This is a genomic window from Bacteroidota bacterium (genome assembly GCA_036522515.1).
Lineage (GTDB): Bacteria > Bacteroidota > Ignavibacteria > UBA10030 > SZUA-254 > VBOC01.
The window spans coordinates 228,241-248,300 of sequence record DATDFQ010000043.1 but is presented as its reverse complement, the minus strand read 5'-3'; the positions used below and the strand labels follow the sequence as shown (position 1 = coordinate 248,300).

Sequence of the window (20,060 nt, the reverse complement as noted above, 5' to 3'; positions counted from 1 at the left end):
TTTCGAGATAGGATACGATCATGTGCGGCATAGTCGGCTATATCGGACCGAAGAATTGTCTCCCGATTATTCTTGAGGGGCTCCAGAGGCTTGAGTACCGCGGTTACGACTCCGCCGGAGTCGCCCTCGTGAACGGCAAGGAACTGACCGTCTTCAAAAAAGCCGGAAAGGTCGCGGAGTTGGTGAATCTGATCGGCGGGAACGGCTACCGGTCGAATCTCGGTATCGGGCACACCCGCTGGGCGACGCATGGCGAGCCGACGGACGGGAACGCGCATCCCCATTGGGACTGCAAACGCGAAATCGCCATCATCCATAACGGCATTATCGAGAACTATCTCACGCTGAAGCGGAAACTCGAGGCGGACGGTCATGTTATCCGTACCGTGACGGATACCGAAGTCCTTGTTCACCTTATCGAGGAGATGTACAAGCACTCGAGCGATCTCTTTACGGCTGTGCGCAAGGCATTGCTCGAGGTGGAGGGGGCGTACGGAATCCTCGTCGTTTCGACGAAGGAACCCGACAAGATTATCGCCGCACGGAAGGGGAGCCCGCTCGTCATCGGAGTGGGTGAGGCCGAGAATCTCATCGCGTCGGACGCCGCCGCGCTGGTCGACCACACCCGCCAGGTCGTGTACCTTGAGGACGGGGAGGTCGCGTGCATTACGGCCGATTCTTTCTCCACGAAAACGATCCATGATGAGGAAATCATCAAGGAGGTGGAGGAAATCACGTTCGATCTCGAGCAGATCGAAAAGGGCGGTTTAGAGCATTTCATGCTCAAGGAGATCCACGAGCAGCCCGAATCGATCCACAACGCTCTTCGCGGCCGGCTTCTGGTCAACGAGGGAACCGCGAAGCTGGGAGGGCTGGAGCCTGTTCTCGAGAAGCTACTGAATGCGAGGAGGATCATTATCACGGCGTGCGGCACCTCGTGGCACGCGGCCCTGGCCGGAAAGTATATGCTCGAACAGCTCGCCCGGATTCCGGTGGAGGTGGACTACGCTTCCGAGTTCCGGTATCGAAATCCGATTGTCAGCCCTGATGACGTGATGTTCATGATCAGCCAGAGCGGTGAAACCGCAGATACCCTTGCAGCGTTGCGCGAGGGCCGGGCGAAGGGAGCCACCGTCCTCGGCATCGTCAATGTCGTCGGGAGCACTATCGCGCGGGAAACGGAGGCAGGAGTATACATTCACGCGGGGCCCGAGATCGGAGTGGCTTCCACGAAGGCGTTTACTTCGCAGATTGCCGTGCTCTCGCTCATCACACTGCTGCTGGCCCGTCACCGCGGCCTTTCGGCGGAACAGGGCCGCCTTCTCGCTACGGATCTGATGTCCATTCCCGCGAAAGTGTCGAAGGTCCTCGAAAACTCCGGGCACATTCGCTTGATCGCAGAAGAGTTCAAGAACGTGCGGAACTTCCTGTATCTGGGAAGAGGGAGTAATTTCCCCACGGCCCTGGAGGGGGCGCTCAAGCTGAAAGAGATCTCTTACATCCACGCCGAAGGTTATCCGGCCGCGGAAATGAAGCACGGGCCGATCGCTCTGATCGACAACGATATGCCCGTGGTGTTTATCGTGCCGAAGGATGCGATCTACGACAAGGTCGTGAGCAACATGCAGGAGGTTCGGGCGCGAAAGGGGCGTATTATCGCCATCGCCAATGAAGACGATACCGAGATCGACTCCCTTGCGGAGTACGTGATCCGTGTCCCCAGGACCTATAACTTCTTCGGGCCGATCGTGAACAGCATACCCCTCCAACTCCTTGCGTACTATATTGCACTCGCCCGGGGGACGGATGTGGATCAACCGCGCAACCTGGCCAAGAGCGTCACCGTCGAGTAGAGTTGTTTTTCAGGCCGAAAATTCCCATCTTGGGCGCATCCTAACCTGGTCTCTCATCACCGTTCAGAAGGAATAGCCGTGCCGCAAACCGCGCAGTTCAGCAAGCATCATTGGGCGCTCATCCTCGGCGCGTCGAGCGGATTTGGAGGCGCGGCTGCGTTAGAGCTGGCCCGGCGGGGCATGAACGTGTTCGGCGTTCACTTCGACAGGGCCTCGACGATGCCTAACGTGGAGCGGATCACCGGTGAGATACGCGCGGCCGGATCGAAAGCGGTCTTCTTCAATGTCAACGCTTCGAGCGCGGAGAAACGCGCGGAGACCATCGAGGCGATCCGGAAGGAATTCAGTTCGTCGCCGGAAGCCACCATACGCACGCTGGTTCATTCGCTGGCGTTCGGCACGCTGAGGCCCTACATCGCGAAAAAGGCCGACGACATCCTCTCGCAGGCCCAGATGGAAATGACGCTCGACGTCATGGCGAATTCGATCGTCTACTGGACGCAGGCCGTGTTCGTGAACGGATTTATGAAGTCAGGCGGCAGGGTCTTTGCCATGACGAGTTCCGGGGGGCACCACGTGCTCCCCAACTATGGGGCCGTTTCTGCCGCAAAGGCAGCCCTGGAATCGCATATCCGCCAGCTGGCGATGGAACTCGGCCCCCACGGGATCACGGCAAATTCCATACTGGCGGGAGTGACAGACACACCGGCGCTCCGAAAGATACCCGGAGCGGCGAGCATGCTGAAAATCGCCCGCGGGAAGAATCCGCAAATGCGGGTGACCACCCCCGAGGACGTCGCGCGAGCGATTGCGCTCCTTTCACTCGACGACGCGTCGTTTATATCGGGAAATGTCATCGGGGTGGATGGGGGAGAAGATATCGTAAGTTACGTCGGGCAAAAGAGCCCGACGGAGTTCGAGTAACCCCCTCGGGCCACCGGTAGCCGCAGCCTTCAGGCTTCGTTCCTTTGGTTCCCAATCTCTGCTTGAGATCGGAGACCGCGGGAGCGAGGCTCATGACCGACAAAAAGGGCGTAAAAGGGGGCGGGGAGGTTGATTTTTCGGCGCATCTTTCGTATATTTCGAGCCGTTAATCGTCTGTCTTCACCATGTTTCTTAATCCTCTTACTCACGGCGGCCTCGCAGCCGGGCGGCAAGAGCATATCCGGGAAGGAAAACCAATGGCACAGAAAGCAAAGAAGAAACCGGCGCCCGCAACGCGTCAAAGCGCATCGCGAACCGAGCCGAAACAGTTTTCAGTGGCGGACCTTGTACGAGAGCTCAACTCGTTCAACGTCGACAATTACTGGGACCTCGGCAGGTTCCTTGTCGAAAAGGTGATGCCGGTCGCCCGCAAGGCGGGGATGTTCGAGGATCATGTCCTGAAGATGGTGACATCGCACCCCGGGATCAAATTTCCCTATTCGATGCTGAAGCAGTGCCAGCAATACTACTCGTACTACCCCGACGTCAAGAAACGTCAACTGCCGGAGGTATTTTACTTCGATCTCGCGACAAAAGTCGACGAGACCCGGAAGCGGGACCAGTACGAGAAGATGGCTCTCGATTACCACTGGACAATCTCGGATCTTCGCAAGAAGATTCATGACGACGATGTCGCCAAGAGAATCGACGAGCGTACGAAATACGGGTTCGACCTGCGCGAGCGCAATGTCTGGACATTCGAGACGCCGGACCCCCGCTTCGGAAAGCCGAGCTTCAAGGGAAGACTGCCGGGCCACATTGTGGCGAACGCGCTCTACTACTACTCGAAGCCGGACGACTACATTATCGACCCGTTCGCAGGAAGCGGAACGCTGGGAGACATCATCGATGTGCTGCCGCATTTCAGCAACCGGAAATACAAGATGTACGATATCAATCCGATCGACGACCGCATTGCACGGAACAACATCCTCCTGACCGGGATTCCGGAGCAGTCCGGATCGGTTGATTACATCTTCCTTGATCCGCCGTCCGATTTCACACAGAAGGATTCGGCGACCGATTTCGAAGTGAGCATGGACGCCTCGAAAGCCGAATTCATCCTGAAATTCAAGGGTATCGTGCGGGAGTGCACCAGGATTCTCAAGTCGGGAGGAAAAGTATCGATCGTGGTCGAGCCGGCCTTCACCGTAACGGATTTCATCGACTTTCCGAACGAAATAACGGTTCTCTTCCGGGATGCGGGATTCAAGCCGACGGGAAAGGTCTATCTGCCGCGCCGGGTGGGGGAATCGATGGCCAAGTCGGCGCAGGGCCTCTCCGAAGTGAAGGGACTGCGCGTCCTCAGCTCAGATTGCCGCGAGCTTCTGACATTCCAGAAACCATAAGCCCGGTCTCAAATACCGGGGCTCTCATCGCGTAACAGACCAGCGTTGGACAGGTAGCTCAGTTGGTAGAGCAACGGCCTGAAAAGCCGTGTGTCGGCGGTTCAATTCCGCCCCTGTCCACTTTTCCTTTTGTAGCGGTTAGAGGAGGACTATTTAGGGTGGGGAATAATGTCGAGGAGATAATATGTCCCTCCCTCGATCGTGAAGTAGAATCTCCAATTGTCGTTAATCCGCGCCTGCCAGATATCTCTTGATTCGTCTTACTTCTTTGCTCTGAGCGAAGGGTGGCGCAGGCCACCTACCAACAGTGCCACCTTTCGATCGAAGGCCCGCTGAACTTTGAGCGGAGCCTCCTCATAGCTCTTCCGAAAGCGCTCAGTGTAGTAGAGATCCATCACCTCTTCTTGGATTTCTTACCCTTGCGGAGCGAGCGGACCATGTCCTTGGTAGAATGGAATGGACCATGGATCCGACCTCTCTTGATGTCTTCCAAACCCTCTTTGAGACGATCCTTGATTTGTTTGTCAACGAGGGTCTTTGGGGTCAAGACAACCTTTCCATCGTGGAGTTCGACCTCCAGGTAATCACCGGGCGTGAGTCCGATTTCATCATGAATCTTTTTTGGAATTACCACCTGTCGACTGGTACCGATTTTTACGGCGGGCATGCCATCCTCAGGTTATGATTGTATATTCATATTATCATATTCTACAAACTCAATATACACACTCAGAGGCAGCAAGTCAATTAGGTAGCTTCCAAGGACGGACAAATCACCGTCTGGCATCGTTCTCATTCACAGCGCTCCCCCGCCTGCCTGTTGCGTTTTTCCTTGGTGATTGCTACCTTCCCATCCGTACCTTGGGTGCTCCTATCCAAGAACACGTGATCCCTAAATCCAACAACCCATCATCTATGGAGGCATCCCCGTGAGACACGTCGTGATGTTGCTCAGTTTCGTTGTTCTTCTCTCTCCGAACCTGTTTTCCCAGACAAAAACGCCGAAAGTGGTCGGCGATTCCGCCAGTGTCAAAGAGGTGATGGAGAGGATCGCCACCTACCGCGTGGCACTGATACAAAAAGATGTGAAGAAACTGGATTCGATTTGGGGCGACGAATACCTGTTCACGAATGCGAGCGGAGTCCTCGTGACCAAGGCGGAGCGGATTGCGAATCTGAAATCGGGCGCGACGGCGCTGGATTCCATCGTCCCGAATGAAGACCAAGTTCACGTGCGGGTTTATGGAAATGTGGCGGTCGTCAAAAGTCATGTCTTTCTGAAGGGCCAATACAGCGGCCAGTCGACCGCCGACAATTTTCGGAGCATGCATGTGTGGGTGAAGCGCAAGGGAAGCTGGCAACTGGTTGCCAATCAATTGACGCGCGTCGCGAAGCCCTGATCGTTTTCCTGCACGTTCTTCCCAAAGACTTCACAGGCCTTCCTGATGTCTCCCAGTCGGAGGAGGTGACGGGGTCCTTCTAAAAGCGTTGAAAGATGCTGACCAAGAGCATGTCAGCATGACGAGATTAAGGAAGGAGGACCTAACTGAGTCGCTTGATGCCGGCGGGGAGTTTCTTATTTTGTCATCCTGAGCGAAGCGAAGGATCTCGCGGATCGGAAAGACGAGATCCTTCGGTCGCTACGCTCCCTCAGGATGACATGTTCGGTGAAATTGGGACTCTACCTGCCCACGAGCCGCGCCGCGTTGACAATCTCGTCATCATTCATTACCTTCCTCCTGCAGCAATATCCAATCCCGGGGGTTTTTAGCTCATCTAGGTTTCTTCTTACGACCAGTCGCGGATCCGCATTCAACTACCACGGGTTGAGGTGCGTGGATCCCTTGGCTCATCCTGGCTTCACTTGTCGCGGTGCTCAGACATTTCAATTGACACGTCAAACTCCGGCATGATTGGTCAGACAATATCCCACTATAAGATTCTTGAGAAACTCGGCGAAGGCGGCATGGGAGTGGTCTATAAAGCCGAGGATGTGAATCTACGCCGGACCGTGGTGCTCAAGTTTCTGACGCGGCACGCGAAGGACGACCCACGATCGACTCCCCGTTTCGCGCTCGAAGCGCGGGCGGCGGCCCGGATACAACATCCGAATGTCGCCGCTGTGTACGAATACGCCGAGGCTTCAGAACCCTCGGGGGAGGGGTCCCAATCGTTCATTGCGATGGAGTACGTCGAAGGTGAGACCCTGAAAGCCCGCATCGGCCGGGGACCTCTCCCCGTTGCCGAAGCCCTTCGCGTCTTTCAGCAGCTTCTGCATGGGCTTCAGGCAGCCCACGCCAAGGGAATCGTGCACCGAGACATCAAGCCGGCCAATGTAATTTTGATGCGGGACGGCACCGTAAAGATTCTGGACTTTGGCGTTTCGAAGTTGTCCGGCGAGCCCACAATTACGGCGACCAATGCCGTGGTCGGAAGCATCGCATACATGTCCCCCGAACAGCTATCGGGGGGGACAGTCGACCAGCGCTGCGACATCTGGGCTGCGGGCATTGTTCTCGGCGAAATGCTGGCCCAACAGCTTCCGTTCCCGGGAGACTATTCCGAGGCGATCATGTACAAGATTTTGCATGAGCCGCCCCTGGACCTCCGAACTGTGCGAGGCGATATTCCCGATCTGTGTCAAGCGGTGTATCTCCGGTGTCTCGAGAAAAACGCGGCGCAGCGTTTCCAGTCTGCCGATGAAGTGCTAAACGCGCTGGGTGCCACGTCGCCCGGTCCCTCCCGGAAAAGGGTAGCACTGACACAGAAGCGCCGGGTGCAGCTGGTACTTGCCATCCTTCTGGTCGCGGCTGGAGCGCTCTGGCGCTTCGTTCAAAACAATCCGGATGGTTCACACGGGCGCCCCGGCGCGCTCCGTGTCGGCATCGTACCTTACCGCAATCTGGCGGTGCCGAATGATCCGAATCAGTGGGCCTACGCTCTGCAAGGTCTTCTTGTGCAACGGCTGACGGGGACAGGCGGGCTCGGCATCATCGACCCGATGAGCTTGAACGGTCTCATTGAGAGCTCCTTCGGCGGATCGAATTCCCAACACACGACCGGGCAGTTGTTCGACGCGGCCCGGTCTGTCGGACTGAGCGATATCATCGATGGCACAATTTCTTTGGTGTCCGGATCAGGCGCAAAACCTTATGTTATCCACACCCAGGTCGTGGAAGCGAGCAGTCGCAGCGTGGTTTATTCGACCGATGCCGCCTTTTCCGGGGAGCCGGATATGGCAGCTGCGGCAGATTCCATCGCCTCCGGCATCCGGAGCTATTTTCAGGTTCACCAGCTTGAAGCGGGCCGGGAAACTGAACTCAACGTGTGGTATCAACATGGGGTTCGCAACGTCGAGGCCCTGAAGGCTTTTCTCCAGGCGAGCCGTTATATTTTCCGGATAGAACCGGGCGGCGAGCCCTATCTCAGACGGGCCATCGCCCTCGACTCGGAATTCGTGTCTCCCCGCATCTGGCTCGTCTCAACATTGGTGGGGCACAGGAAGGTTGATGAGGCGCGGCAGGAGATCGCTGTCCTGAAGAGACTCGAACCCTCCGCCAGCCCTTTCGACCAAGCGATGATCGGCTGGGCGGAGGCGTACGCGTCCGGCGACCTCGCGGGGCAGATACGGGCACTTCAGCACGCGCTGGAATTTTCCCCGGACAATAATATCCTGCTCTTCAATCTTGCCATCGATCATTACATCCTAAAAAATTATGATGCGGCAATCGCGGATCTGAAACCGGTGATGCAAATGCGTTGGCAGTATTCCGCCGCTTATTATCTTCTCGCCGGATGCTACGAAAGTCTCCACGACCTCAAGCGCGCAAGAGAGGTCCTCGAATCGTCCCTTTCCATTAAGCCGGTTTACAAGGGTAATTACGGTTTACTTGCCGCCGTTACAACGCGCCTGGGTGACACCGTTAACGCCTTGAAGTACGAAGTATCGTACCTTCAACGCTGCGCGGAACTGGGAGATTCTGCAGCGGAGGGGTTCGCCGGACTCGCAAAGATGTATGCCGACGACGAGCTCTTCGGGAAAGGGGAGGAGTTCTACCGTCAAGCGATCGCTCTGAAGTTGAATGATCCTTCATACCATCGTCACCTGGCCGATTGTCTCTCAAAATTGGGAAAAGTCGATTCAGCGAAGGACGAATACCGTGCTGCGCTTAAATTGAATCCCGGGCTTTCTGAGATCTACCCAATTCTGGGGAAGCTTTATGAGCAAAGTGGAGATACCCAAACAGCTTTGAAATTTTTTAAGCAATTTCGGGCAAAGGATTCTCTGAGTGATCAGGCAAAAAGATAGCAGAACGCATTTCACCAACTAATCAATATCCAAAATGTGACCAATAATATAAGGAGAAACGAAATGGCAGGTAAACCTGTTTCGGCAACCCTACAAGATGTGACGAACTTTTTTTATGGAACGGTCGATCAAAACGGAGTCCCCCTGACACAAGCCAAGTTGGATAAGCTGGGTGCCGCGCTCTATGATATGAACCAGGGCACGGGTCCGGTCGCCGCCATGAATAAAGTCCTTCTCCCCGACTGGATAATCGATAAATCCCAAGTAATAAATGAGATCGAAAAAATGTTCGACGTAGCTCCACCCAAAGGTTGGACAGGCAAAATCCAAGTACGAGAAACATTGGTCTATTTTACGGCAAAACTGGGTGATTACCACTCGAAGGGGGAGGTGACGTTGGACCAGAAACCTCCTGATCCGTGGGGGGGCCTTTGATATCCATTCTACCCATGAAAGAGATTTCAGGTATCCTCCGCCCCTTTACTCCAAAGCTCTCCGCAACCGAGCAAAGTGCGTTTGTCGAGTATTGGCAAGGATATCGCTCTCGGCGAAAGGCGGGAGATCCATCGCAACTCCCGCCCTTGGAGCTGCCCTACTGGATGCTCCTACCGGAGTGGCTATTGCGAAGAAGCAACGATAGAAAGGGAGCCGCACATCTCACCGAAATCATTGAAGCACAGTACCTGCTATTCGTTGCTTTCCGTCTCTACGATGATCTGCTGGACGAGCCGGAAAGGCATCCACGGATCCTGAGATCCGTTCCCGACGCGCTCTTCAAGGAGGCTGGGCGAAGATTTGAGCGATTGTTCCCCCGACCCTCGATATTCTGGAAAAGGTATCCCGGATTGATCGAGGGAACCAGGGATGCGATCGAGGAGGCGGATCTTCTTCAGCGTACGCCGGCTTCGAGGCCGGAACACCTGCTTGATGAGTATGCCCGTATCAATTCGGTGTTTCTTACCGGATCGTGGGCGGTCTGTGTTCTCACGGGGAAGTACTGCGAGTTTGAAGCCGTGGAATCGTTTGCAAATAAACTATCACGCGGAGCGCAAGTGCTCGACGACTTCTTCGACGTGGCAGAAGACCTGAAACGGGACCGCTACAACTACGTCATAAACGTGCTGATCCGGTCCTCAAACAGAATGTATCCAGAAACCCCGCGCAAGGAATCGCCGTTTCCCCCAAGACCATTGGAAAGTATTCTCCGGCTTGTCGAGAACTACTACCGGACGGCATATGAGCAACTCCGGAAACTCCAGATTCCCGAGTCATCCCGGTTCGCCCTGGAGTACGTCGCACGAATTGAATCGATACGAATTAACCTTTCTTCTCACCAACACGGAGTCGTAGGGGCATGAAATTGAAAACAATGATCGTTATGCTTACCCTTGTTGTCCCAATCGCCGCCAACGGCGGCGATGAAAAGGGGGCTGAGCAGCCCGCCGGGGGGAGAATTGTGGTGGGGTACTATTTCAATTCCGGGAACGGGTACGACGTTTCACGGATAAAATACGAGAACATCACGCATGTTTCTCATGCATTTGCGATCCCCAACCCCGATGGAACACTCAACATAGACGATATCCGTTCTGAAATAGATGGCTTCGCGCGCACAGTGCATCAGAACAACAGGAAGGCAGTGATCTCGGTTGGAGGTTGGGGCGGAAGTTCAAACTTTTCCGGAATCGCCTCCGATTCGAACAAACGGCGTGTCTTTGTCTCTGCGCTCAAGTCGTTTTGCGTCTCCAACAAGTACGACGGCGTCGACATCGATTGGGAGTATCCCACACTCGATGAGCGTCCGATCGTAACGAAGCTCATTCGAGAGATCAGCGGTGCCCTGAGATCGGGCAATACATATTATACACTCAGCATGGCGATTCCACCTTCAGTGGGTGAGAGGGGATATGCATTGGCCGAACTGGACCCCTATCTTGATTGGATCGGTGTCATGACGTATGACTATTCAACGTGTGTTTCATTGACGGCAGACGATAATGCGCCGCTTTCGATAGCTCAGAGCGACATCGAGCTCCTTCTTCGCACTGTTTCCCCCAAGAAACTCCTCTTTGGTTTCCCGTTTTATGGGAGGCAATATCACTGTCCATTAGGGGCCGGACTCGGGGCCCGCACCGATAGCTGTGTCGAGGTGACGTTTGCGACGCTTCCGGATTTTTCCCATGGCAGTTGGCAGAGAAGATGGGATACCACCAACAGTGTCCCCTATCTACTCAACCAATCGACCAGAAGGGTGATATCCTACGACGACCAAGAGTCGATCCGGCTAAAGTGCCAATGGCTGAAGGGAAAGAACCTCGGAGGGGCAATCATCTGGGCGCTCGGCCAGGATGGATCGGATTCAGTCGAGCCATTACTATCCATTATTGGCAAGGAATTGCTCGGGCCTTGATTCACGGCATCGCCCGGAAATGATTCACTTCGACCCTTCCTCCCAAAGGGGGGGAACCAACAACTGCCCGGCTTACTCTTCCTTTTCCTCTCCCACCATCACCCATGCGCCGTGGCGCGGAGCGGGAACGGGAGCATTGGCGCCCTTGATCGAGCGCCAGAGTATTTCATTCAATAACGCCTCGTTGATCTCGTCCGGCCTGGAGAAGTCCATCGCTTCGCTCTCCTTCGCGCCGTAGGCGGACGCGAGGTTTTGTTCCTTGAGGTCGATGGTTGCAGGGATGTAATGGTACTGTGCGAAATCGCCATCGGCAGTGAACGAGTTCACCATCGGCGTTGCCGCTGCGTCGTACTGCGTCATCGGCGGCAGGCCGAATATGCGCTCGATGGTGCCGACGAGGCCGCTCGTGGAGTACATCGTGTGATCGACATACCGGTGTTTCGTGTACGGACTGATAACGAAGGCGGTCGTGCGGTGCGCGTCCACGTGGTCTGAGCCGCTCTGCGCATCGTCTTCGACGATGAACACGGCGGATTCCTTCCAGTACTTGCTCTTCGAAAGCCTGTCGATAAATTTGCCCACCGCCAGATCGTTCTGTGCGGCGAACGAGCGCGGCGTTCCCTTGCCTTTTGCAGTGCCGTTCGTGTGGTCGTTGGGGAAATAAACAAGATTGAACTGCGGCAGCCCGCCGTCACGCTCGAAGGCGTCGAATTCCTTCTCCCATACCGCCTCGCGGTCAAGATCGGAGTAGTCCATGTCAAACCCGCGGTAGTCCGGGCAGACGTGGCCTTCAAGGCCGGCAGTCATGGCGGTGTTCGGGTCGCCAACCTTTTCCGGCACATTCACCGCCTCGCCATAATCGCGGTACGTGACATTGTGTGCCTTGCAGTTATCCCAGATGTACCCGCTCGATGGCGAGGAAATCCTGGCCCCCGGTCCGAAGTCAAAATCGCCGCCGCGATCGCCGTACATCGTAGGCCAGGTCTTTTCTACATAGTCTGTGGCGTATGCCGCCATCGACCAATTGTGGCCGTCGGCGCTGACCTCGGCATCGACGTAGAAGTTATCGAGCAGGACGAACTGGCGCGCGAGCGCGTGAAGATTGGGCGTCACCAGTTCGCCGAAGAACGTCAGGCTGGTATCGCCGTTGCCCTCCGGCATGTCGCCGAGTACCTGGTCGTAGGTGCGGTTTTCCTTTATGACATAGAAGACATGCTTGATCGGAGAAAGAAGTCTGGCGATCTCCTTTTGATTTGCAACGGTATCACGCCGGTACGGCGAGTTGGTATATACTTGCGCAGAGTACGCGCGGAGTTCTTCGGGTGGCGGCTTCTTCACGATCTCCAGCGTCCCTTTCATCAGCGAGCCGATGTACTGCACATGCGGGACCTTATGCCCCGGCATCGGACCATGAGGATTGGGAAACGACGAATTGCCCTTTGCGTTTGCAATAATAATATCGCCGTTCGCCTGGTTGACCCGAACGCATGAAGGGTACCATCCGGAAGGGATAAACCCAAGCGACCTGCTTCCGTCTTGTGATGACACATCCATCACCGCGATATAGTTATTATCCGCGTTTGCGATATAGAGCGTATTGCCGTCAGAAGTCAGAGCAACAGAGTTCGGCGTCGATCCCGGGAGCGCATCAGGAAAGAGCGATGAAACGATGGTCTCTGTGACTTTCATGGAACCAATATCGATAACCGAAACGGAGTTCTCGTTCGCATTAGCAACATAGAGCCGTTTGCCATCGGGAGACTCCGCCATGTCGTTGGGATGCGGACCGACGGCGATGGTGCCGAGCGTGGCATTCAACCCGCCATCGAGCACCAGCACCGATGAACTGCTCCAGAGCGAGAGGTATACCTGCGGATGCCTCTTTGAAACGAGACAGGTGTAGGGCATGCCGGGCAGCTTGACTTTCTTGCGGAGTCCTTTTGTTGCGAGATCGAAGCAATAGAACGTGCTGTCGTATTTTCCCGTGATGTAGAGAAGATGCGCGGTTTCATCGATATCGATGCCGCCCATCCAGATTCCCTCATCGGGCCACGGTTTGCCGACGACGATACTATCAGCCAGAACCGCCTTTCCCCGGTCGAAAGAATAGAGCAATATGCGGTTATCGTTACCTCCGGAGAGCGCGAAGTTCTTTCCGCTATTATAGAACTTAATGCCGAGCCATGATCTTCGAACAGGAATGGATTGCGTCGCCACGCCGGATTTCACATCGACGACGCATACCGTTTGATCGCCTTCCCCGTTGTTTGATACGATCGCATAATTGCCGTCCGGGTCGATATCGAAGTTCAGCGGCCCATCGCCCACTTCGATCTGTTTTCCCGCAGGGGTAATATACCACCCATTGGGTAAACGCATACGCCCTTCAGCAGTTTTACCCGGGAGAACGACATGCGCTCCCGAGCAGGACAATCCCAACGTGCCCAGGATATGTAGTGAAATAATTACAAGCTTGTAAAAATCAGGCTTCATTGCGGTCTTTCAATAATTCGAGGAGCTAACGGTGATATCCGAACGGCATTAACATTATCAACGAGATTGTTATCATTTAGTTACAAACCAGACCGATAAAAACAAATAGTCCCTCTTTGGAAGGCCGTGACCTTAGGGACATTCGGGCTTCGCGTCAAGGAGATAAGACAATTCCTCAAGATTGCGGCCACCAAGAAACAACTGCCGAGGGAGGGATAGCGGTTGTCTATGGGTCGCGGGGAGTCCATGAAAATGAATTAATCATACAATACAGCCTGAAATAGGCAATTCCGGTAGTCGTCCTTTTACCACCCCGAAACATCCTCCGAACGCTAAAGAATCAATAAATAACTTGACAAATCCGAGAAAATGTACTACCTTCTCGTTAATTGGTTTCAACAACCAACTAATGTTTTATACCTCCTCCGGTCTTTAAAGGCCATTATTTTCAGTTTCTTCCCGCCGCCCCGGACGGCAAGCATGAGAAAATTATCGTTCGATGAAATCGAATCGCAAACAAGCGCATGCCCAGGTCACGACCTTCAATTCGAAGGTTGTCAGAAATCTCAATCGTTCCGTGATACTTAACCTGATACGAGAGGCCGGGCCGATCTCGCGGGTCAGGATTGCGGAGCTCACCAATCTCAACAAGAGCACCGTCTCCAATATTGTCGCGGGCCTGCTTGAAGAACAACTCCTGCTCGAGGAGGTTGCGAAAGACGGGTCGGTCGGCCGGAACCCGATCAACTTGCATCTCAGGACGGGGAATCACATCTTCGGTGCGATCTATTTCGATTCGGTGACTACCAAAATCGCGATCGTCGACATCGACGGCACCATAAAACAAAGCGTCGACCTCGAAACAGAAACTGCATGGCCGGATCGGTTTGTCAAGCTGTGTCTCGAGCGGCTCGACGCGCTCAGAAAGCAGTTTCATTTTCCCGAGTTCACCGGGATCGGGGTCTCGGTGGCGGGGATTGTCGACTCCGCGCTTTCGAAAGTCGTCTTTGCGCCGAATCTGGGGTGGGATGATCTGGACCTGGCTCAGATCGTGCGTGATTGCTGTCCGGGAGTGGAGATCGTCGCCCTCGAGAACGACGCGAAGGCGTCGGCCGTGGCCGAGCTCTGGTTCGGCAAGCACAACCTGGATCTCTCGAGCTTCGTGTTTTTGCTTGTCGACCGCGGAATCGGTGCGGGGATCGTCGTCGACAAGAGAGTGCTGTACGGCGAATCGCACGCGGCCGGAGAGTTCGGCCACATGACGCTGATCGAAGACGGGGACCCCTGCTCCTGCGGGAACGCCGGATGCTGGGAAGTGTACGCTTCCGACCGGGCGACGGTTCAGCGATACATTACGGCGAAGAAGATCGACCCGGCGCGCACTCCCCGCGTCTCGATGGACGACATCATCGAGCAGTCGAGGGATCACGACGAGATCCCCAGGAAGGTTCTGGTGGAATCTGCCTACTATATCGGGCTGGGGGTCGCCAACATCATCAAATCGGTGGATCCGCAGGCGATCATCATCGGCGGAAAAATCACCCAGGCCTGGGATATCATGTATCCGGAGATCATGAAGACGCTGAACAAACGGGCCTTCTTCGGAAAGCAAGGGGAGACCAGGATACTCCCCGCTTCGTTGCCCACGCCTCCCCTCCTGGGTGCGGCAGCGTTATCGATAAGAAAATTTTTCACCGATTACAGGGTGACACTCTGATGAAATCGCCGAGCATGAGATCGATCGTTCTGTCCCTGGTGGCCCTCTGGCTAATTGCAGGTTCGGCTCAGGCCGGGCCCGCGGGCAAGATCGCCGGAAAAGTCGTGGATAACACGACGAATGAACCGCTTCCGGGCGTGAATGTATTCATCGAAGGAACGTCTCTTGGGGCTTCGACAGACGTGTACGGCAACTTCTCGATTTCCCTGGTCCCCGCGGGAACACACCGCGTCAAGGCCTCCTGCATCGGCTACAGGCCCGAACTGGACAGCACAGTTCAGGTGAGCGACGGTCAGACCACGTCGCTTACGTTCGGGCTGGAAGCCGTCGCGCTGGAGACCAAAGGTGTGGTCGTGACGGCACAGGCGGCCGGACAAGACCGGGCCATTAACCAGCAGCTTTCTGCGGCACAAATCACGAACGTCGTTTCGGCTGCCCGGATCCAGGAGCTGCCAGACGCGAATGCCGCCGAATCGGTCGGAAGGCTGCCGGGGGTTTCGCTCCTCAGAGTCGGCGGCGAGGGAACGCAGGTGGTGATCCGCGGGCTTGAACCGAAATACAATGCGATCACCGTCGACGGCGTCCGGATGGCAAGCTCCGCTTCAAATGACCGTAGCGCCGACCTCAGCATGATTTCGCCCTACTCGCTCGATAATATCGAGGTGATCAAGAGCAATACGCCCGATCTGGATCCCGATGTGCTGGGCGGGACGGTGAATTTCAAGATGCGGGTCGCCAGAGGGGAACGGCCGGGGCTCGGGTTCGGACTTCTGGCCCAGGGGGGATACACCGGATTATCGGATGCGTACAACAAGTACAATAACTACAAGTATGTGGGGAGCGTCGACGGCAGATTCTTTGACGGCCGGTTTGGCGTCTTCGCTCAGGGTGACGTCGAACGGAGGAATCTCTCTTCCAACGAATTCGGGGGCTCGTACGACAAATTGAACAATAATCAGGTCGATTACCTGGTCCTCAAGCTGAACCTCAACGACGTGCTCAGGGACCGGAGGCGGGCCAACGCCACGCTCGTGACGGACTACACGCTGCCGGAGGGGAAAATCATCTTCTCGAATTTCTTCAGTTCCGGGGTGACCGACGTCTACAACAGAGGGGAATCGTTCAGTCCCGGGCCGAACCTTCATAACTATTCTCTCGGGTATGCGAACGCCACCTTGAATAATATCACGAACGTGCTCAGCGTCGAACAGCAGCTGCCCCTCGTCCATGTGAACGCGCGATTCTCGCACAGCTATGCCGAAACGAAGGCCCCCGGGGATTGGACCGTCACGTTCCAGCACCTCGATCAAAATCTCGGCCAGTTTAATAATGCCGCGAACGTCGATCCGCGTTCGATCCCGCCGGCCGCGCGCAATGTCCCCGATTCCACCTATCTCAACGCTCTCGTAAACAATAACAGTTTCTCGAAGGAGCGCGCCTGGTCCGCATCGCTGGACCTCGATGTGCCGGTGAGCCTGATGGAATCGATCACGGGAGCGATAAAAGTCGGAGGGAAATACCGCCATCAGACACGCTCGTACGTTTACGATCAGACAGGCGGCCAGGGTTTGGGCCTCGTGAGCGCCCGGTTTGCCGATAGTTTGATCGCTTCGCATTTCGGGCTGGGAACGCAGTACGGAACGAGCATTCCGCTCACTCCGTTCATGGACCCGGACTTCAGCTACGGAACGTTTCTCAACGGCGACTACCCGATGGCGTTGCCGCTCAACTCCGGGATGATGGCGGACATGGTTGATTTCATGAAGAGCAACGCCGCGCTCTTTGCGCAGCGGGGCGATCTTGCCTATTTTCACGACGACTTCAACTCCACGACGAACAATTACAACGGGAGCGAGAATCAGGGGGCGTTCTACGGGATGGCGACTGCCAATCTCGGAGAGGTACTCACGATCATCGGTGGAGTCCGGTTTCAGGATTTCCGCACCACATACACGGCCTCACGCGGTTTGCAAAATACCTCATCGCTGCTCGGAGGGCCCTACTTTCATTATGACACAACGATCACGGTGGACCACTCGTACTGGCTGCCCGATGTGATCCTCCGATATAAGCCCCTGTCATGGTTCGACGTGCGACTCTCGTATGCGAACACGCTGGCGTATCCCGACTACCGGGCCATCATACCGAGGATCGATGTATCGACCGGCAACGCCATCGCGTGGAACAACACGCAGCTCAACCCGACGCGCTCCGCCAATTACGACGGGTACGTGTCTTTCTATGATAACGCGATCGGATTGTTTACCGTCGGCGGGTTCCTGAAAAGGATCGACGGTTTGATCTATCCAACGACGTTTAACGTGCAGGACTCCGCAGCCAGACCCTACTATCCGCCCGGGTTGTTGGGGAGCACGCCCCCGCGGGGTCAATATACGATCAGCACCTACATCAACAGCCCCGTGCGGATCGATAATTACGGCGTGGAACTTGATTGGCAGACGCATTTTTGGTACCTGCCCCACCCCCTGGACGGGTTGGTCCTGAACGTCAACTACACGCATGTCTTCTCGACTTCCGAATACCCGTACGTCATTTATATCAAGCCGACGCCCCGGTCGGTACCGGTGCCGGTGGATACATCCTACCATGCCCCGCTTCTCTATCAGCCGAACAAGATTCTCAACCTCTCGGTCGGGTACGATTATCTCGGCTTTTCGATTCGCGTATCGATGCTGTACCAGGCGGACATCTTCACGGGGATCCCTTCGGGTGTTTCGCCGGTTTGGCTGCAACTCTACACTTCCACCACGTCCAATACCCGGTGGGACGTCTCCGTCAAACAGGATCTTCCGGCGCCGCTGCGCGGCGTCCAGTTGTACGGCGACATTAATAATCTCAGCAAGGTCACAGATGTGAGCGTCATCCACGCCCTTACCGGAGTCCCGGCATCTCAACAGTTGTACGGGCTGGCGGGCGATGTGGGGGTGCGCTGGAGATTTTAATTCATACATTAATCAACTGAGTCCAAGATGAGTGAAATACCTATCAGGTCGACGCCTGGAACTCGAAAGGGAGGTGATACCGGAAGAGTGTAAGGACGACCGTATCCCATTGCGCAAGGCGCGCGATCCGTTTCAACACCAGGCACCAACAGTATGACGGGGATGCGGAATGAACCGAACGAGCAACAACCACCACGATCAATAATAGGAGGGAGAGTAGTCATGCGTTACTTCGTTATCATTATGCTCGCAGGCGCGATGATGGGATTCATCATGGCGCCCGGCCGGGTACTCGCCCAGGGCGATACCCTCGTCATTTATGCAAATAATGCGCTGACCCTTGACCAGGTCATCAACGGCGATACAGTCGCGGGAGGGGCGAAAATCCACCATGTGTACAAGCTCGTTTCCCTCGATACGACGTATATCTTCGACGGGACGGTCACCACGAACGAGAATATCACCGTGCTGGGAGTTCCGCACCCCTCGTCGGGAAAGCTTCCGTGCATCCAGCCGGACGTTCTGCTGGACAATTCGATACCGGGGCTCCTGTTCACCCTCGACGGGGCGAAAACGACCGGCGTCTTCAAGAACCTCTATCTGCTCGGGATCGCGATCAATAACAGCGTGAATTACGGCAGCGGCCAGGCGATACAACTGTCGGCTGACAGCATACGGCTCGAAGCGGACAACTGCGTCTTCGAACAATGGTCCCAATTCGCAATCGGATACGCCGGAAACTGGGACAAGTTCTTCATTACGAACTGCAAGTTCAGAAATATGACCACGCTGCCGAACCAGTGGTATGTCGGAGAGCTCCTCCGCAACGAGAATTATATCGGCGCGTTTAAGACCGACACCATCATGATCAAGTACAACACGATGTTGTGCGTCAGCGGGTACGCCACCGCCGCCACCGGTGGGTTCGTATCGTATTACGAATTTTCTCACAACAATGTCATCTACACATTCAAGAATCCCTTCTTCCTCGACAGAATGGTGAACGCCGTATTCAACAATAACATCTTTTATAACGTTTACGCGGGCGGACAAAACAAGACGGAGTATAACGGAGGGTGGGATTCGTTCACCGCAGGCACGGTTGCCTCGATCATCACGATGGGCCCGCTCGACTCGACGACGGCTGCGCTTCTCCTGGGGCATGCTTCGACCGGCGCGGGAGACCCCGCAGCTGAGCTGCTAAGGAAAATCGAGGTCAAGAACAATGTCTATTTCTGGTCCTCGGGTCTGACGAATTACTGGACGGCATGGAACGACACGGCACACGTTGATTCTATCTACACCCCCGAGTTCATGAACGCCCAATCGCTCAATATGTTCAACACTCCGGCGCAGTGGCCCCTTCTCGTCGCATCGGGTAATCAGAACGTCGATCCCGGATTCGGCGCATCGATTGACGGTGTTTTGAACTCATCAGGCGGGGCCAACGGTGTCGGTCTTTTGAGCTGGTTCGCCGCCGTTCGGACGGGGACAGGTACCACCGAGACCTACGGCTATAATTTCACGCAGGTGGGTACCGGCGCCTGGACGCCCCCATGGCCTCTTCCCGAATCCGCGGATATGCAGTATACCAGCGCCCCGGTCAAGAATAGCAGCACCGACGGCCGCCCTGAGGGCGATCCGTACTGGTGGACCGGAACGCCGACGGGTGTCAAGACGACGAACCCGGCGGCGACGCCCGCGAAATTTGAATTATGGGCGGCGTACCCGAATCCGTTCAACCCGAGCACGAACATCCGGTACACCCTGAACGCTTCGGGCGCGACCAGCCTGAAAGTATACAACGTGCTGGGCCAGCTCGTCAAGACGGTCGTCGACAACGTCAATCAGAACCCGGCGCGCTATAACGTCAATGTCGACATGTCCGGTCTCAACAGCGGCGTCTACGTGTATGTCCTCGAACAGGGGAACCGCCGGCTGTCGCAGAAAATGATGCTGTTGAAGTAGTGTCAGATCCCTTC

13 protein-coding genes and 1 tRNA gene are annotated in these 20,060 nt (G+C 55.5%); 12 read left to right on the top strand and 2 right to left on the bottom strand.

Features of this window, described 5'->3' with window-relative positions; genetic code table 11:
* Positions 1 to 20 precede the first annotated feature (20 nt).
* The 4 genes from glmS (at position 21) to VI215_07375 (ending at position 4,306) form a co-directional block, all read left to right on the top strand.
* A complete protein-coding gene (gene glmS / locus VI215_07390) occupies positions 21 to 1,853 on the top strand; it encodes a glutamine--fructose-6-phosphate transaminase (isomerizing) (GenBank protein ID HEY6192133.1) in 1,833 nt (610 codons plus the stop codon).
* A 78-nt stretch (positions 1,854 to 1,931) separates the two neighbouring features.
* Positions 1,932 to 2,777, top strand: a complete 846-nt coding sequence (locus tag VI215_07385; protein ID HEY6192132.1) for an SDR family oxidoreductase — start codon at positions 1,932 to 1,934, stop codon at positions 2,775 to 2,777.
* 257 nt (positions 2,778 to 3,034) lie between these two features.
* Positions 3,035 to 4,186 carry a hypothetical protein gene (locus VI215_07380; protein ID HEY6192131.1) on the top strand — a complete coding sequence of 384 codons (1,152 nt, stop codon included), beginning with the start codon at positions 3,035 to 3,037 and terminating at the stop codon, positions 4,184 to 4,186.
* Positions 4,187 to 4,233: 47 nt separating this feature from the next.
* Positions 4,234 to 4,306 (top strand) — tRNA-Phe (locus VI215_07375).
* A 274-nt stretch (positions 4,307 to 4,580) separates the two neighbouring features.
* Here the strand turns inward: VI215_07375 and VI215_07370 are convergent.
* On the bottom strand, positions 4,581 to 4,853 hold the full coding sequence (locus VI215_07370; GenBank protein HEY6192130.1) for an AbrB/MazE/SpoVT family DNA-binding domain-containing protein: 273 nt from the start codon (positions 4,851 to 4,853) through the stop codon (positions 4,581 to 4,583).
* 262 nt (positions 4,854 to 5,115) lie between these two features.
* Between VI215_07370 and VI215_07365 the strand changes: the two genes are divergently transcribed.
* The 5 genes from VI215_07365 to VI215_07345 all read left to right on the top strand — a co-directional run bounded on the left by VI215_07365 (position 5,116) and on the right by VI215_07345 (position 10,905).
* Positions 5,116 to 5,586 (top strand): nuclear transport factor 2 family protein, encoded by a 471-nt coding sequence (locus VI215_07365; GenBank protein HEY6192129.1) that lies wholly within the window; start codon positions 5,116 to 5,118, stop codon positions 5,584 to 5,586.
* Positions 5,587 to 6,095: 509 nt separating this feature from the next.
* Entirely contained in the window at positions 6,096 to 8,495 is a 2,400-nt protein-coding gene (locus tag VI215_07360; protein ID HEY6192128.1) for a serine/threonine-protein kinase, read from the top strand.
* A 63-nt stretch (positions 8,496 to 8,558) separates the two neighbouring features.
* Positions 8,559 to 8,930, top strand: a complete 372-nt coding sequence (locus tag VI215_07355) for a hypothetical protein (GenBank protein HEY6192127.1) — start codon at positions 8,559 to 8,561, stop codon at positions 8,928 to 8,930.
* Positions 8,931 to 8,944: 14 nt separating this feature from the next.
* Positions 8,945 to 9,853, top strand: coding sequence for a hypothetical protein (locus VI215_07350; protein HEY6192126.1), 909 nt, complete (start codon positions 8,945 to 8,947; stop codon positions 9,851 to 9,853).
* A complete protein-coding gene (locus VI215_07345) occupies positions 9,850 to 10,905 on the top strand; it encodes a glycoside hydrolase family 18 protein (protein HEY6192125.1) in 1,056 nt (351 codons plus the stop codon). The genes VI215_07350 and VI215_07345 overlap by 4 nt, the downstream gene beginning before the upstream one ends.
* A gap of 72 nt (positions 10,906 to 10,977) precedes the next feature.
* On the opposite strand, the gene VI215_07340 is transcribed toward VI215_07345, so the two are convergent.
* Positions 10,978 to 13,284 carry a bifunctional YncE family protein/alkaline phosphatase family protein gene (locus tag VI215_07340; protein HEY6192124.1) on the bottom strand — a complete coding sequence of 769 codons (2,307 nt, stop codon included), beginning with the start codon at positions 13,282 to 13,284 and terminating at the stop codon, positions 10,978 to 10,980.
* A 613-nt stretch (positions 13,285 to 13,897) separates the two neighbouring features.
* Here VI215_07340 and VI215_07335 point away from each other — a divergent pair.
* The 3 genes from VI215_07335 (at position 13,898) to VI215_07325 (ending at position 20,046) form a co-directional block, all read left to right on the top strand.
* Entirely contained in the window at positions 13,898 to 15,115 is a 1,218-nt protein-coding gene (locus VI215_07335) for an ROK family protein (GenBank protein HEY6192123.1), read from the top strand.
* A gap of 14 nt (positions 15,116 to 15,129) precedes the next feature.
* A complete protein-coding gene (locus VI215_07330) occupies positions 15,130 to 18,078 on the top strand; it encodes a TonB-dependent receptor (protein HEY6192122.1) in 2,949 nt (982 codons plus the stop codon).
* Positions 18,079 to 18,300: 222 nt separating this feature from the next.
* Complete coding sequence (locus tag VI215_07325) at positions 18,301 to 20,046, top strand: T9SS type A sorting domain-containing protein (protein ID HEY6192121.1); 1,746 nt, start codon at positions 18,301 to 18,303, stop codon at positions 20,044 to 20,046.
* Positions 20,047 to 20,060 lie beyond the last annotated feature (14 nt).

Excerpts from the sequence above, each read along its gene's own strand:
- glmS (HEY6192133.1), top strand. The coding sequence starts at position 21 with ATGTGCGGCATAGTCGGCTATATCGGACCGAAGAATTGTCTCCCGATT.
- VI215_07380 (HEY6192131.1), top strand. The coding sequence starts at position 3,035 with ATGGCACAGAAAGCAAAGAAGAAACCGGCGCCCGCAACGCGTCAAAGC.
- VI215_07370 (HEY6192130.1), bottom strand. The coding sequence starts at position 4,853 with ATGCCCGCCGTAAAAATCGGTACCAGTCGACAGGTGGTAATTCCAAAA.
- VI215_07360 (HEY6192128.1), top strand. The coding sequence starts at position 6,096 with ATGATTGGTCAGACAATATCCCACTATAAGATTCTTGAGAAACTCGGC.
- VI215_07355 (HEY6192127.1), top strand. The coding sequence starts at position 8,559 with ATGGCAGGTAAACCTGTTTCGGCAACCCTACAAGATGTGACGAACTTT.
- VI215_07350 (HEY6192126.1), top strand. The coding sequence starts at position 8,945 with ATGAAAGAGATTTCAGGTATCCTCCGCCCCTTTACTCCAAAGCTCTCC.
- VI215_07345 (HEY6192125.1), top strand. The coding sequence starts at position 9,850 with ATGAAATTGAAAACAATGATCGTTATGCTTACCCTTGTTGTCCCAATC.
- VI215_07340 (HEY6192124.1), bottom strand. The coding sequence starts at position 13,284 with ATGCGTTTACCCAATGGGTGGTATATTACCCCTGCGGGAAAACAGATC.
- VI215_07335 (HEY6192123.1), top strand. The coding sequence starts at position 13,898 with ATGAAATCGAATCGCAAACAAGCGCATGCCCAGGTCACGACCTTCAAT.
- VI215_07330 (HEY6192122.1), top strand. The coding sequence starts at position 15,130 with ATGAGATCGATCGTTCTGTCCCTGGTGGCCCTCTGGCTAATTGCAGGT.
- VI215_07325 (HEY6192121.1), top strand. The coding sequence starts at position 18,301 with ATGCGTTACTTCGTTATCATTATGCTCGCAGGCGCGATGATGGGATTC.